General features: G+C 60.8%; 8 protein-coding genes and 1 pseudogene. 4 read left to right on the top strand and 5 right to left on the bottom strand.

What is annotated here, in order from left to right:
• Positions 1-10 precede the first annotated feature (10 nt).
• Together J5289_RS21875 and argE are read right to left on the bottom strand one after the other, a co-directional pair.
• Positions 11-934, bottom strand: coding sequence for a glyoxylate/hydroxypyruvate reductase A (locus J5289_RS21875; protein ID WP_209207297.1), 924 nt, complete (start codon positions 932-934; stop codon positions 11-13).
• 67 nt (positions 935-1,001) lie between these two features.
• Complete coding sequence (gene argE / locus J5289_RS21870; protein WP_209207298.1) at positions 1,002-2,126, bottom strand: acetylornithine deacetylase; 1,125 nt, start codon at positions 2,124-2,126, stop codon at positions 1,002-1,004.
• Positions 2,127-2,374: 248 nt separating this feature from the next.
• Here argE and J5289_RS21865 point away from each other — a divergent pair, with 248 nt between their 5' ends.
• Positions 2,375-3,250 carry a GNAT family N-acetyltransferase gene (locus J5289_RS21865; protein ID WP_209207331.1) on the top strand — a complete coding sequence of 292 codons (876 nt, stop codon included), beginning with the start codon at positions 2,375-2,377 and terminating at the stop codon, positions 3,248-3,250.
• Between the two features lie 32 nt (positions 3,251-3,282).
• Here J5289_RS21865 and J5289_RS21860 read toward each other — a convergent pair.
• From J5289_RS21860 to J5289_RS21850, 3 genes and pseudogenes are all read right to left on the bottom strand, one after another.
• Positions 3,283-4,710: pseudogene (locus J5289_RS21860) on the bottom strand (aldehyde dehydrogenase family protein).
• Between the two features lie 167 nt (positions 4,711-4,877).
• Positions 4,878-5,516, bottom strand: a complete 639-nt coding sequence (locus J5289_RS21855; RefSeq protein WP_209187905.1) for a response regulator transcription factor — start codon at positions 5,514-5,516, stop codon at positions 4,878-4,880.
• A complete protein-coding gene (locus tag J5289_RS21850) occupies positions 5,513-6,565 on the bottom strand; it encodes a sensor histidine kinase (RefSeq protein ID WP_247750729.1) in 1,053 nt (350 codons plus the stop codon). Before J5289_RS21850 ends, J5289_RS21855 begins: the two co-directional genes overlap by 4 nt.
• A gap of 524 nt (positions 6,566-7,089) precedes the next feature.
• On the opposite strand from J5289_RS21850, the gene J5289_RS21845 reads away from it, so the two are divergent.
• The 3 genes from J5289_RS21845 (at position 7,090) to katG (ending at position 12,581) form a co-directional block, all read left to right on the top strand.
• Complete coding sequence (locus J5289_RS21845; protein ID WP_209207300.1) at positions 7,090-8,823, top strand: ABC transporter permease subunit; 1,734 nt, start codon at positions 7,090-7,092, stop codon at positions 8,821-8,823.
• 29 nt (positions 8,824-8,852) lie between these two features.
• Entirely contained in the window at positions 8,853-10,163 is a 1,311-nt protein-coding gene (locus J5289_RS21840) for an AAA-associated domain-containing protein (protein WP_209207301.1), read from the top strand.
• Positions 10,164-10,391: 228 nt separating this feature from the next.
• Positions 10,392-12,581, top strand: coding sequence for a catalase/peroxidase HPI (katG, locus tag J5289_RS21835; RefSeq protein WP_209207302.1), 2,190 nt, complete (start codon positions 10,392-10,394; stop codon positions 12,579-12,581).
• Positions 12,582-13,441 lie beyond the last annotated feature (860 nt).

The following is a 13,441-nucleotide window of genomic DNA, read 5'->3' as shown; positions in this document are numbered from 1 at the left end:
CTTTTTAGTGTCAGTAGCCGCGCTTGCGGTCGACGAGGCCGATCGGGTCCTTCCCGGCCTCGTGACGGTGGATGTTGGCGATGACGGCCTTGGCGGCAGTCTCGGGTTGGGTGACGCTGGCGATATGCGGCGTCAGGATGATTCTCGGGTGTTGCCAGAGGGGATCGCTGGCGGGGAGGGGTTCAGGATCGGTAACGTCGAGCACCGCACCGGAAAGGTGCCCGCTGTCCAGCGCGTCGATCAATGCCTGTTGATCGAGTTGCGGCCCGCGACCCGCATGGATCAGCGATGCGCCGGCCGGCAACTTCGAAAAGAGGTCCGTATTGAGCAAGCCCCGGGTCTGCGGCGTTAGCGGCAGGAGGCAGATCAGGATGTCGGTGCGCGCCAGAAATGCATCGAGCTGGTCTTCGCCGTTGAAGCATGAGACGCCTTCGATCTCACGAGGCGAGCGGCTCCACCCCGCCAGCGAAAAGTCGAATGGCCCGAGGCGCTCCAGCACAGCCTTTCCGAGCAGTCCGAGACCGAGCACACCGACACGCTGGTCTGGCGCCTGACGCACTGGGCGGGATTTCCAAACGCCCTGTTGCTGCTGTGCGAGATAGCCCGGCAGGTCCCGGTGCAAGGCCAGTACGGCTAGCGTCACATATTCCTGCATCATCCGCACGATCCCGTCCTCCACCATCCGCACCAGCTTGACGCTGTCCGGCAGGGCTAGACCGTCAAACTGATCCACCCCGGCGCCGATGGAAAACAGCACTTCGAGATTGGTGTAGCGCTTAAGGTCGTCGGGCGCGGTCCAGGTCAGCAGGTAGCGCACGTCTTCTGGAGCAACCGACTTCGCATCGGTCACGAACGGCAGACGAGGCAGCTCGCGGGCGAACTCTGCGGCAAATATCCGGGCGCGCGCTGCGTCCGAGTTGAATAGAAAGGCCATTCGATTGTCCCGCTCGTTGGTGTGGGAGGTGTCGATCAACTGCCAAGGCAATCTGTGGAGATCGCTCTCAGGCGCATGATCGCCGCCCGAGGTCTTCGATCATCTTCCGGCATGCGGCGAGCTCGCCCACTTCGATATACTCGTCGGCCTTGTGGGCGCGACCGATATCGCCCGGCCCGCAGATGATCGCATCCATGCCGGCGGCCTGGTATAGTCCGGCCTCGGTGCCGTAGCTGACGGCGGCAAGCGGCGGTTGTCCCGTCAACGCTTCCAGTAGGCCTACCAGAGGGGCGTCGGCTGCAAGCGACAAGGCCGGATATTCGCTGAGCAGGTCCCAGCGGGTGGTGAAGCCTTGTGTTTCCAGGGCGAGCAGGGCAGACTTTAGCGGCTGCAACAGTGTCGAGGGCGAAACGCCCGCTATGGCGCGCGCCTCGACGTCGGCGGTGCAGAAATCCGGGATGATGTTGACAGCCTGGCCACCGCTGACGACGCCGACCTGCAACGAGGAGTAGGGCGGCTCGAAGTTGCTGTCAAAAGGACCATTTAGAAGGCGTCTAGCGGAGGCGACTGCCTCGCCGAGCACCGATGCCATCGCATGGATGGAATTCGCGCCGAGATCCGGACGCGAGGAATGGCCGGTGAGGCCGCGGATCTCGATGCGGGCGGCAGCCTTGCCCTTGTGGGCGCGGATCGCACGCAGGCCGCTGGGTTCGCCGATGATGCAGCCCTGAGGTTTGGCGCAGAGGTCGGGCAGCAACCGAAGCAGATGCGGCACGCCTCGGCAACCGGCCTCTTCGTCATAGGAGAAGGCCAGATGCACGGGCTGCGTCAGGGGCATGGCGGCCAGCGCCGGCAGGGCTGCGAGGGCGCAGGCGAGGAACCCCTTCATGTCGCTGGTGCCACGTCCGTAGAGCCTGTCTCCGTCTGCGCGCAGACGGAAAGGATCGGAGGTCCAACCCTGTTCACCGGCCGCCACCACATCCATGTGCCCGGAGAGAAGGATGCCCGGGACGTCTCTCGGGCCAATCGTCGCAAAGAGATTGGCGCGGTCGCCCTCCGGCCCCATCGCCACCGTCACGTTGGCGCCGCAGCTCTCTGCATGGCGACGGATCCACGCGACGATGTCATGGTTGGCAGTGCCGACCACACAGGGGAAGGCGACCAGCCGTTCAAGAATGTCCTGCTCATGCATCGCGCAACCGTCCCTCGTGTGTCGACCGCAGCATAGGGAGACATTCCGGCACGGGTCTCCCGAAGGTTCGTCCGCTGCAGCGCAAACTGCTGAAAAAGACCGTATTTGAAGCGAAATCTTCGGTGTCGAATGGCGGAAAATCGACAGTTCAAGATGGATGTTACGGGGTGGTGACGATTGTCGTCGCCCGCCCGGCTCTCTATCGTGGAGTGCGGGCGACGGAGGGGGAATTGACCACAGAAGAAACGATGCGGCTGGAGTCCTTTGACCTGCAGCTTTGCGACATCGCCGGAACCGATCCCGAAAAGCTGCATGCGTTGTCGCTTGCCGTCGGCTGGCCGCACCGGGTGAAGGATTGGCTGATGCTGCGCGAGATCGGGTCCGGCGTGGTGGCGCAGGACGAGATCGGCCGTGCCATCGGCTCGGCCATGTGGTTTCCGTTGTCGGACGATTTTGTCACGGTCGGCATGGTCATTACCTCGCCGAGGCTGCAGGCGCATGGCCATGGCCGCTGGCTGATGGACCATGTCTTGAGACAAACCGGGTCGCGTCCGCTGCGCCTCAATGCGACACGGGCGGCGCGGCGGCTCTATCTTTCCATGGGCTTCACCGCAGAAAAAACCGTCTATCAGTGCCAGGGAACCGCGGTGCTATCTGGCGAGCCGCCGCTCCCAGAGCAGGCTATTCTGCGCGCTGTGACGCTGGACGATCTGGCGGAGATTGCAGCGCTCGACCGCGCCGCCTATGGCACCGACAGGGCAGCGCTGCTTGGCCGTCTGCTGCATGCTTCCAAGGGCGTGGCGCTGATACGCGGCGGCCGGATCGCCGCATTTTCCCTCGCACGCAATTTCGGACGGGGCACCGTGATCGGTCCGGTCGTGGCCGTCGATGACGCCGATGCGATCGCCGTGACGGCCCCGCACGTCGAAATACATGCCGGCGCCTTCCTACGCATCGATACGCGCCAGGCGATGGGTGACTTTGCCGAGTTCCTGACGCAATCGGGGATGCCGGTCTTCGATACGGTCACCAGCATGTCGCTTGGCGGTCGCTGGTTGCTGGATCGCCCGGGCGATGAACCCCGCCCGACGATCTACGGACTGGTCAGCCAAGCCCTAGGCTGACCAACTCCGGCGAGGTCTAAAGCCTCTGGTTCTCAGGTGCCGGCATAGCCGACGACACCCTTGATCTCGGTAAACTCGTGGATGCCGAACTTGCCGTACTCACGGCCATTGCCGGATTGCTTGTAGCCGCCGAACGGTGCGGCGCCATCCCAGGCAGAATTATTGATACGCACAATTCCCGCTCGCAGCTTTCGTGACAGGGCGCGTGCCTCGCTTGCGTCCCCCTGGATGTAGGCGGCAAGGCCGTACGGCGTGTCGTTGGCAATGGCGACTGCCTCATCCTCGGTTTCATAGCCGATCATGACCAGCACAGGACCAAAGATCTCCTCCCGCGCAATCGTCATGTCGTTGGCGACCTTCGCAAAGACGGTCGGCTTGATGTAGTAGCCGACGTCCAGGTGATCCGGCCGATCATTGCCGCCGGCAATCAGCTCGGCGCCCTCGTTGATCCCCTTGCGGATGAGGTTCTAGATCTTGTCGAACTGCTGCTGGCTGACCACAGGCCCCATCGTCGTTGACGGGTCCGCCGGCGACCCGACGACAATTTCACCGGCGGCTTTTGCCGCTGCCGCGATGGCATCGTCCATCCGTTCCATCGGCACGAGCAAGCGCGTCGGCGCATTGCAGGACTGGCCGGAATTATCGAAGCATCGGCGCACGCCCATCGTCACCGCCGCGCCAAGGTCAGCGCTTCGCAGAACGACGTTCGGTGACTTTCCGCCGAGTTCCTGATGCACGCGCTTGACGGTGGGGGCAGCTGCCGTCGCCACCGATATGCCCGCTCGGGTGGAGCCGGTAAACGATATCATGTCGACATCGGGGTGGCTGGCAAGGATCGTGCCGACTGTCGGGCCATCGCCGTGGATGAGGTTGAAAACACCGGCGGGAACACCTGCTTCGTGCATGATCTCCGCAAACAGGATCGCATTCAGCGGCGCGATCTCCGAGGGCTTCAGCACCATGGTGCAGCCGGTGGCCAGCGCCGGCGCGACCTTGGAGGCAATCTGGTTGATCGGCCAGTTCCAGGGCGTGATCATCGCGACGACGCCGATCGGCTCGTGGATAATGCGCGTGTCTCCTTGCATGTATTCCCAATCGAAGCTTTCGAATGCGCGGATTGTTTCTGCAAAATGGGCAGCCCCAAGGATTGCCTGTGACTGGCGTGCAAGTGCTGTCGGTGCGCCCATCTCCCGCGAGATGACGTCGCCGATCTCGTCGTTGCGACGCTTGAGGACCTCGAGCACTCGCCTGAGCAGGGCAAGCCGCTGCTCTCTCGAAGTTTGCGAGAAGGATGGGAAGGCCTGCCTCGCAGCCGCTATCGCCCTTTCGGCATCGGCTGCATTGCCCATTGCAATCGTCGCGAATGCCTGTTCCGTTGCGGGGTCGGTGACATCGATAGTGGCCTTACCGACGGGGTCCACCCATGCACCGCCGATATAGAATTTGTCCGTATTCTTCATCTCGTGCTCCCGCATCAAGGCGCCCCCGCAACCGGGAATTCCATAGGTCGCAGTTTAAGGCGGGCTGGCGGCAGGTCTTGCCGTAAGCTTGCCCGCTGCGGCCAAATCTGCCGATCGACGCCGCTGTTCAGGCCAATGGTTTCGACAGGGCTTCGATCCGCCAGAGGTCAGCTGCGGAGGTTCAGTTTGTCCCAGATCCTCACGAGGTCGGTCACGGACTTGACGTTCATCTTGCGCATGAGCTGGCCACGTCGCACCTTGACGGTGATTTCGCTGACTCCGAGCTGCCCGGCGATCTGTTTGTTGAGCAAGCCCTTAACGACCAATTCCATGACAGCCTGCTCCGACGTGGTGAGGCTCTGCCAGAGCTCGCGCAGCTTTGCCGATACGATTTCCTCTTTTCGCTGCAGGCGGTGTCTGTCTATGCCCAGCTGGATCGCATCAAGGAGGTCCTGATCGCGAAAGGGTTTCGTCAGGAACTCGATGGCCCCGTTCTTCATCGCCTTGACCGACATGGCGATATCGCCGTGTCCGGTGATGAAAATGACGGGCAGCGTAATTCCCATGGCCGTCATGCGTTGCTGGAATTCAAGGCCGCTTTGCCCGGGCATTCGAACGTCGAGGACGAGACAGCCAGGCGCGTCTGCTATCGGTGCGCTCAGAAATTCGTGTACGGAACCATAGGTCAAGACCGCCAGCCCCACGGATGCAAGCAGATCCTCCAGTGCGGTGCGCACGGATACGTCATCGTCGACCACATAGACGACCGGATCGTCCAAAATATCGAACTGGCCGAGCCCGATCATGATTGATCGTCCTCCTTGGCCGGCAGGCTGAACTGGACGGTGGTGCCCATGCGCGGCGCTGATGTCACCGAGATGCGTCCGCCATGCGCTTCGATGATGGAACGACTTATGGAGAGGCCGATGCCCATGCCGCTTTCCTTGGTCGTCCAGAACGCCTCGAACAGATGATCGATTGTCGATTGCTTCATTCCGATGCCGGAATCGGCAACGATAAAGGTGGCGCCTGTCGCATCGTCATAGGACGAGGAGATGGCCAGCTCCCTTTTGAAGCTCGGGACATCGGTCATCGCTTCGATGGCATTCAGCAGCAAATTGCTGATCACTTGCTGTATCTGGATTTTGTCTGCCATGACCATTGCCATGTCTTGCGCAAGATCGAGCCGCAGTACGACGCTGTTGCGCTCCATCTCGTGACGGGCCATTTCGATTGCTTCCGCTGCGGCCGCGTTGAGGTCGAAGCTTTCCCGATGGGGCACGTCGTTTTTCGCCAGCCCTCTCACCCGCACGATGACGTCGCTGGCGCGCTTGGCATCACCGACAATTCGCTCGGCCGCCTGCCGCGCTCTGTCGAGATTGGGCGGCGAATGGTCCAGCCAGCGGCGGCACGCATCGGCGCTGGTCGTCACTGCGGCGAGCGGCTGGTTGATCTCGTGGGCGATCGAGGCCGTCAATTCTCCTAGCCGTGTCAGACGTGCCATCCGGCCGAACTGCTCCTGCGCGTCATAGACTGCGGCCTGGGCAGCGACAGTCTTGAGGCCCAGATAGGTGGTGATGCCGATGGCGCACGCGCTGATGCCACAGTTGAACAGTCCGGCCTCGAAAGACCCATGCCGGGTCAGGAGCAGGCTAACGACAGTCAGGCAAATGCACAGCACTGCGAGCGCGATAACCCCCCGTGTCGAGAGAAATCCAATGGCGATCAGGATGACTGCAATATAAAAAACCGCAAAGGCGATTTCGAAGTCCGTCACCGTGTCGGCTATAAAGATCGATATCATCAGCAAGACGATGAACGCCGCCCTCAACCGTGGCCTTTTCTGCTGTTTCAAAAATATAGCGTGCATCATTGTCCGGCAGCCATGCCCAATTCTTCGCTCTGTTTTCGCGGCATTTTTCGTCGCTTAAAGCTCAAGCCTTCAGAAAATCTCATGAATGCCAGGCGTGTGAAAAAGCGCGCGCCCTTTCACGCTCAGTAGACCACTTGTGTCCGATCGAACAGCCAGTGGTCAGATCAATTCTGCCGGATATACCATGGTATAGGGTTCCTATGCCTAAGCGTCGCCCCGCTAACCTCAATTCGGATGGCCCGGGCAGGCAAGCTATTCTATGTGTCATCCGTCCCGGTTGGGCGCGTCGAAAGCCCTGCATTCGTGCAGCAGACAAGGTTCGAGCCGTTTTCCCCGCAGTATGCGGTCGTCGGACCCGGGGGATGACAGCGATGTGATCTTCCGGGCAAGCATGCCGTCTTTCTGCAACAAACCTCGGATGGTCGCTCGACCGTCTGGCGATCGCAGTGGCTGCAACTGCCGCTTATGGACGTTCAACGCATTGGCTCTCGAAACAGGAGCGACCCATGAAATTGCAGAAACTTGCGCCGCTCGCCATTCGCCGGTCGTTGATGCCCAGCCATTGGGATGTCATGGCGCTGCTCCTCGTCATTGGTGCCATCGTGCTCTTCGCCTATGGCGCAAGGGTGACGACAGTTCCGCTTTCGGCCCTCGACGTCGCGCCACTCTCGCTCGATCCCGCCAACCTGCCGATCTATGCCCTGCGCACCGTTTTGCGGATGCTACTGGCAATCGTGTTCTCGCTGGCTTTCACCTTCGTCTATGCCGCACTTGCGGCCAAAAGCCGACGGGCAGAGATGGTGCTGATCCCGATCCTCGACATCCTGCAATCGGTTCCGATCCTGGGCTTCCTGACTTTCACCGTGACCTTTTTCCTCAATCTCTTTCCCGGAAGCGTGCTCGGCGCCGAACTTGCCTGCGTGTTTGCGATCTTCACCAGCCAGGCCTGGAACATGACCTTCAGCCTCTACCAGTCCATGCGCAGCCAGCCCAAGGACCTGGAGGAGGTGGCACGCGGTTTTCACCTGAGCGGATGGCAGCGCTTCTGGCGTCTCGACGTACCATTTGCCATGCCGGGGCTCGTCTGGAACACCATGATGTCGATGTCCGGCGGCTGGTTTTTCGTCGTTGCCTCGGAGGCGATCACGGTCGGCAACACCACGATAACCCTGCCCGGGATAGGGTCCTATGTGGCGCTGGCCATCAAGCAGCAGAACATCATGGCGATATTCTATGCCGTCATCGCCATGCTTTGCGTCATCGTGCTCTATGACCAGCTGATGTTCCGGCCGCTGGTGGCCTGGGCCGACAAGTTTCGTTTCGAAACGACGACCTCGGGCGTCGCGCCGACATCCTGGATGCTGGACCTGTTAAACAAGTCACGCGTCACGCGCATTGCCATGGCTCCCTTTCGCTGGATGTCGCGGCAGGTGTGGAATTTTCGCCTGCCCAACCTGGTGCCGGTTGGCTCGAAGGCGAGGGGCGTTGTACGATCGCGTGCGGTAGACTGGATCTGGATCGCTACCATCGTCGCTGCAGCAGCCTGGGGAGGCTTTCTCAGCCTAGACTATCTGCGCGCCAACATCGGTTGGTCGGATGTGGCGACCGCAGTTCTATATGGTTCGATCACGCTCCTGCGCGTCGTTGTCCTGATGACCATCGCTACTCTCATCTGGGTGCCGATCGGCGTATGGATCGGTCTCCGCCCTAAACTTGCCGAAAAGGTGCAGCCGCTGGCACAGTTTCTGGCAGCTTTCCCCGCCAACATCGCTTTCCCCGTCTTCGTGGTGGTGATCGTCCGGTTCGGGCTCAACGCCAACATCTGGCTGAGCCCGCTGATGATCCTCGGCACGCAGTGGTATATCCTGTTCAACGTCATTGCCGGCGCCAGCGCCTTTCCGAGCGATCTCAAGGAGGCCGCCCGCAGCTTCCACATTTCCGGCTGGCGCTGGTGGATCAAAGTCATCCTGCCCGGTGTCTTCCCCTACTACATCACCGGTGCCATTACGGCCTCCGGCGGGTCCTGGAACGCCAGCATCGTTGCCGAGGTCGCCAGCTGGGGCGATACGCAGCTGACGACCCCCGGCCTCGGTTCCTACATCGCCAATGCTACCGTGAACGGCGATTTCCCGCGTGTCGTCCTCGGCATTGTCGTGATGTGCACCTTTGTCACCCTGTTCAACCGCCTGCTCTGGAGGCCGCTCTACGCCTTCGGCGAACGCCACCTGCGGCTCGGCTGATACACCTCCTATCGTAAGGGACAAATCCTATGCTCGACCAAACCGCCAAGGCGTCGCTGATCGATATCCGCAAGGTCTGCCGCTCCTTCCCAAAGGCCAACGGCAATGATGTCGTCGTTCTCGACAATGTCGACGTGACCATCTCCCAAGGCGAGATCGTCGGACTGCTCGGCCGCTCCGGCTCCGGCAAATCGACGCTGCTGCGCATCATCGCGGGGCTGCTTCCGCCCTCGTCCGGCGAGGCCACGTATCGCGGCCACCCGATCGCCGGGCCACCCATGGGTATCTCGATGGTGTTCCAGTCCTTTGCGCTCTTTCCCTGGCTGACTGTGCTGCAGAATGTCGAGCTTGGCCTCGAGGCCAAGGGTGTCGACCGGGCGGAACGGCGATCGCTGGCCTTGGCTGCCATCGACCTGATCGGCCTCGACGGCTTCGAGAATGCCTATCCGAAGGAGTTGTCCGGCGGCATGCGCCAGCGCGTCGGCTTTGCGCGGGCGCTTGTCGTCCATCCGGACCTGCTGTTGATGGACGAGCCGTTCTCCGCACTCGACGTCCTCACCGCCGAGACATTGCGCACGGACATGATCGACCTCTGGATCGAGGGCCGGCTGCCCATCAAGTCGGTGCTGATGGTGACCCACAATATCGAGGAGGCCGTCCTCATGTGCGACCGCATCCTGGTGTTCTCGTCGAACCCCGGCCGGGTCGCCCGCGAGGTCAAAATCGACCTGATGCACCCGAGGAACCGCGTCGATCCGGTGTTCCGGCAGCTGGTCGACAGTATCTATGCGCTGATGACCCAGAGAGCCGAGCCGCGAGCAACCGAGATGGAGGGCATTCCGGGAACCGGAATGGGCATGGTGCTCGAACCGGTATCGACCAATATCCTGTCAGGACTGATAGAGGCGCTGGCAGGGGCTCCCTATCACGGGCGGGCTGACCTTCCCGTTCTTGCAGAAACCCTGCAGCTCGAGGCGGATGAGCTCTTTCATTTCGGCGAAGCCCTGCAACTCTTGCGCTTTGCCCACCTCAGCGAAGGCGACCTCGTGCTCACCGAAGCCGGAACCAAATTCGCCCATCTGGCCACCGACGCCCGCAAGAAGCTCTTCGCCGAACATCTGGTCACCTACGTGCCGCTGCTGGGCCTCATCAGGCGCGTGCTCGACGAACGCACCACCCACACAGCCCCGGCAGCCCGTTTCCGAAACGAGCTTGAAGACTATATGACGGCCTCTCGCGCAGACGAAACCCTCAGGACCATCGTTTCATGGGCAAGGTATGCAGAGCTGTTTGCCTACGACGAACGCAATGAGATGTTCAGCCTTGAAGATCCGGAGTGAAAAAATGGCATTTCGCGAAGCGCGCAAGTGTGACATTGATCATAACCTCAGCCTATCGCGACGATCAATAAATCCAACTTAAATTTATCGCAGTCCTGCGCTAAGTTCCGTCCCGACAGGCGGGAACGATCTTTTGAAAATTTCGGGTTTCATGCGAAATCTTCAAAGGAGGCCGAACTGTTGAAATTCGATGCTCCAGCGCGGACGCATTTTTTCGAGGAGAAAATCATGGACCATGAACCAGCCAGCGCTCAGGGCGCAAAATGTCCCGTTGCGCATACACCGGCGCCGAAACCTCGCTCCAACCGCGATTGGTGGCCCAACCAGTTGGACGTCCAGATCCTTCACCACGGTGCCGGCCGCGCCGATCCTCTCGGCAAGGATTTCAACTACGCCGAAGAATTCAAGACACTCGATCTTGCCTCCGTGAAGGCCGATCTCCATGCATTGATGACGGACAGCCAGGATTGGTGGCCCGCTGATTTCGGCCACTATGGCGGTCTTTTCATCCGCTTGGCCTGGCATAGCGCCGGCACCTATCGGATTACCGATGGCCGCGGCGGCGCCGGCGCCGGCCAGCAGCGTTTTGCGCCTTTGAACAGCTGGCCGGACAACGTCAATCTCGACAAGGCCCGACGTCTGATTTGGCCGATCAAGCAGAAGTACGGCAACAAGCTTTCCTGGGCAGACCTCTATATTCTGACCGGAAACGTTGCGCTCGAATCCATGGGCTTCAAGACCTTTGGTTTTGCCGGTGGCCGCGCCGATGTGTGGGAGCCTGAGGAACTGTTCTGGGGGCCGGAGGGCTCGTGGCTCGGCGACGAGCGCTACAGTGGAGAGCGGGAGCTGGCCGAGCCGCTGGGCGCGGTACAGATGGGTCTGATCTACGTCAATCCCGAAGGTCCGAACGGCAATCCCGATGCCCTTGCCTCCGCCCGTGACATCCGCGAAACCTTTGCCAGGATGGCAATGAATGACGAGGAAACCGTCGCACTGATCGCAGGTGGCCATACCTTTGGCAAAACCCACGGTGCAGGCGATCCTTCCTTCGTCGGCATCGACCCGGAAGGCGGCGAACTCGAGGCCCAGGGGCTTGGCTGGACCAGCAAGTTCAACACCGGCGTCGGTGCCGACGCGATCGGTAGCGGCCTCGAAGTCATCTGGACGCAGACGCCGACACAGTGGAGCAACCACTATTTCGAGAACCTGTTCGGTTTCGAATGGGAGCTGACCACAAGTCCGGCCGGTGCCAAGCAATGGGTCGCAAAGAACGCCGAAGCCTCAATCCCGGACCCGTTCGATCCGTCGAAAAAGCGTCTTCCAACCATGCTGACCAGCGATCTGGCGCTGCGTGTCGATCCTGCCTACGAGAAAATCTCCCGGCGCTTCCTGGAAAACCCCGCTGAGTTCGCCGATGCGTTTGCCCGGGCCTGGTTCAAGCTCACCCATCGTGATATGGGACCGAAGATCCGCTACCTCGGGCCGGAAGTTCCGGCGGAAGATCTGATCTGGCAGGACGTTATTCCAGCCGTGGACCACGTTTTGGTGGATGACGCAGACATCGTCAGCCTGAAGGCCAAGGTGCTTGCCTCTGGTCTCACTGTTCAGGAACTTGCATCGACCGCCTGGGCTTCCGCCTCGACATTCCGCGGCTCTGACAAGCGCGGCGGTGCCAACGGCGCCCGCATCCGGCTTGCGCCGCAAAAAGACTGGGAGGTGAACCAGCCGGCGCAGCTGGCGAAGGTTTTGGCAATTTTGGAGGGCATCAAAGCCGACTTCGACAGGGCTCAGTCGGGCGGTAAAAAGATCTCTCTGGCGGATCTGATCGTCCTTGCAGGCTCTGCCGGTATCGAAAAGGCTGCCAAGGCAGGTGGTCACGATATCACAGTCCCCTTTACCCCCGGCCGCATGGACGCATCGCAGGAACAGACGGATGCGGCCTCCTTCGCGGCGCTGCGACCACGCGCTGACGGCTTCCGCAATTATATCGCCGGCAGGCAATATATGAGGCCGGAAGAAGCACTGGTCGATCGTTCGCAACTGCTGACGCTGACCGCACCAGAGATGGCGCTTCTGGTTGGCGGGCTTCGGGTTCTCAAGGTGGGACAGCCGGAGCATGGCGTGTTCACCGACAGACCGGAGACCTTGACCAACGACTTCTTCATCAACCTTCTCGACATGAACACGGTGTGGTCACCTGTCGAGGGTTCGGAAGGCGTATACGAAGGTCGGGACCGCAAGACGGGCGCACGGCGTTGGACGGGAACGCGTGTGGACCTGATTTTCGGTTCTCATTCGCAGCTCCGGGCGATTTGCGAAGTCTATGCGCAGTCCGATTCCGCCGAAAAATTCCTGCGGGACTTCGTCGCCGCCTGGACGCGGGTCATGAACGCAGACCGTTTCGATCTCAAGAAATAATAGCTGCGTATTCGTCTACCACGAAGGGGAAGGGCCACCGAGGCCTTTCCCCTTTGCGCTTTATGATGCAGTCGAGAGACACTTTGAACTGCCCGCGTCACATCATTTTGTTCCAGCATGACCTGCTCGGTCCGAAATCCGCATAGCGTTTTAGAAACAACATCACCGCGTTATCGCGAACACCGTCGCTGATGCAGTTGTTCGCCGGCCGGCCACCTTCCCCTGTCGGACCGACACACCGCAGGGGACCGCTCCCGCAGACCCGTTGCAAGGCAGTGCAGCGCATTCCCAAGAACGCGGCATCCTCGGGGAGGGGAACCGTTTGTTCATAACGGGATCGAACCCTAATTTGCCCTGAACAGAGAACCCCAGGCCGATAGACAGTTCCCAACGCGAGCACAGCTATGCGCACTTGTCACACCCGCCGCCGAAACGCTGCCAACGACGCTGTACACACTGCAAAATCGGCTTTAGCTGCTTGAGATTGCAGAAAGGCGTGACACACGGCGTGACAGTGCTCATTCACTCCCATTAAGCTGTGGAGAACGCCTTGCAGGTGGCACGCTATTTGTTAATATGCGAACATTCGTATGAGACATCCCATATAGAGCCTCCCATGCACCAGTGCCGGCTTGAAAAATTCTACCAGGCCAATCCAAGGGGTCTGAAGTCGGCTGCGGGCGAAGCGTCGGCTTCCGTGACCGGTACGGGCTGCCAGGACCCGGGTCTTGTCGGTGGATTGGATTCCCAGCGGACCGGTGAGCAGGAGCGGCGGTTGCCGGTCTCACCAGGCAGTTCCCAGTAGGCAAATCCCTGACCGGCATGTTTATCGGACCGTCCCGAGCGGACCAGATTTTTTC

The organism is Rhizobium sp. B230/85, assembly GCF_019355735.1.
GTDB lineage: Bacteria > Pseudomonadota > Alphaproteobacteria > Rhizobiales > Rhizobiaceae > Rhizobium > Rhizobium rhododendri.
The sequence above is the reverse complement of the archived record's forward strand: the minus strand, read 5'-3'. Positions and strand labels throughout refer to the sequence as shown.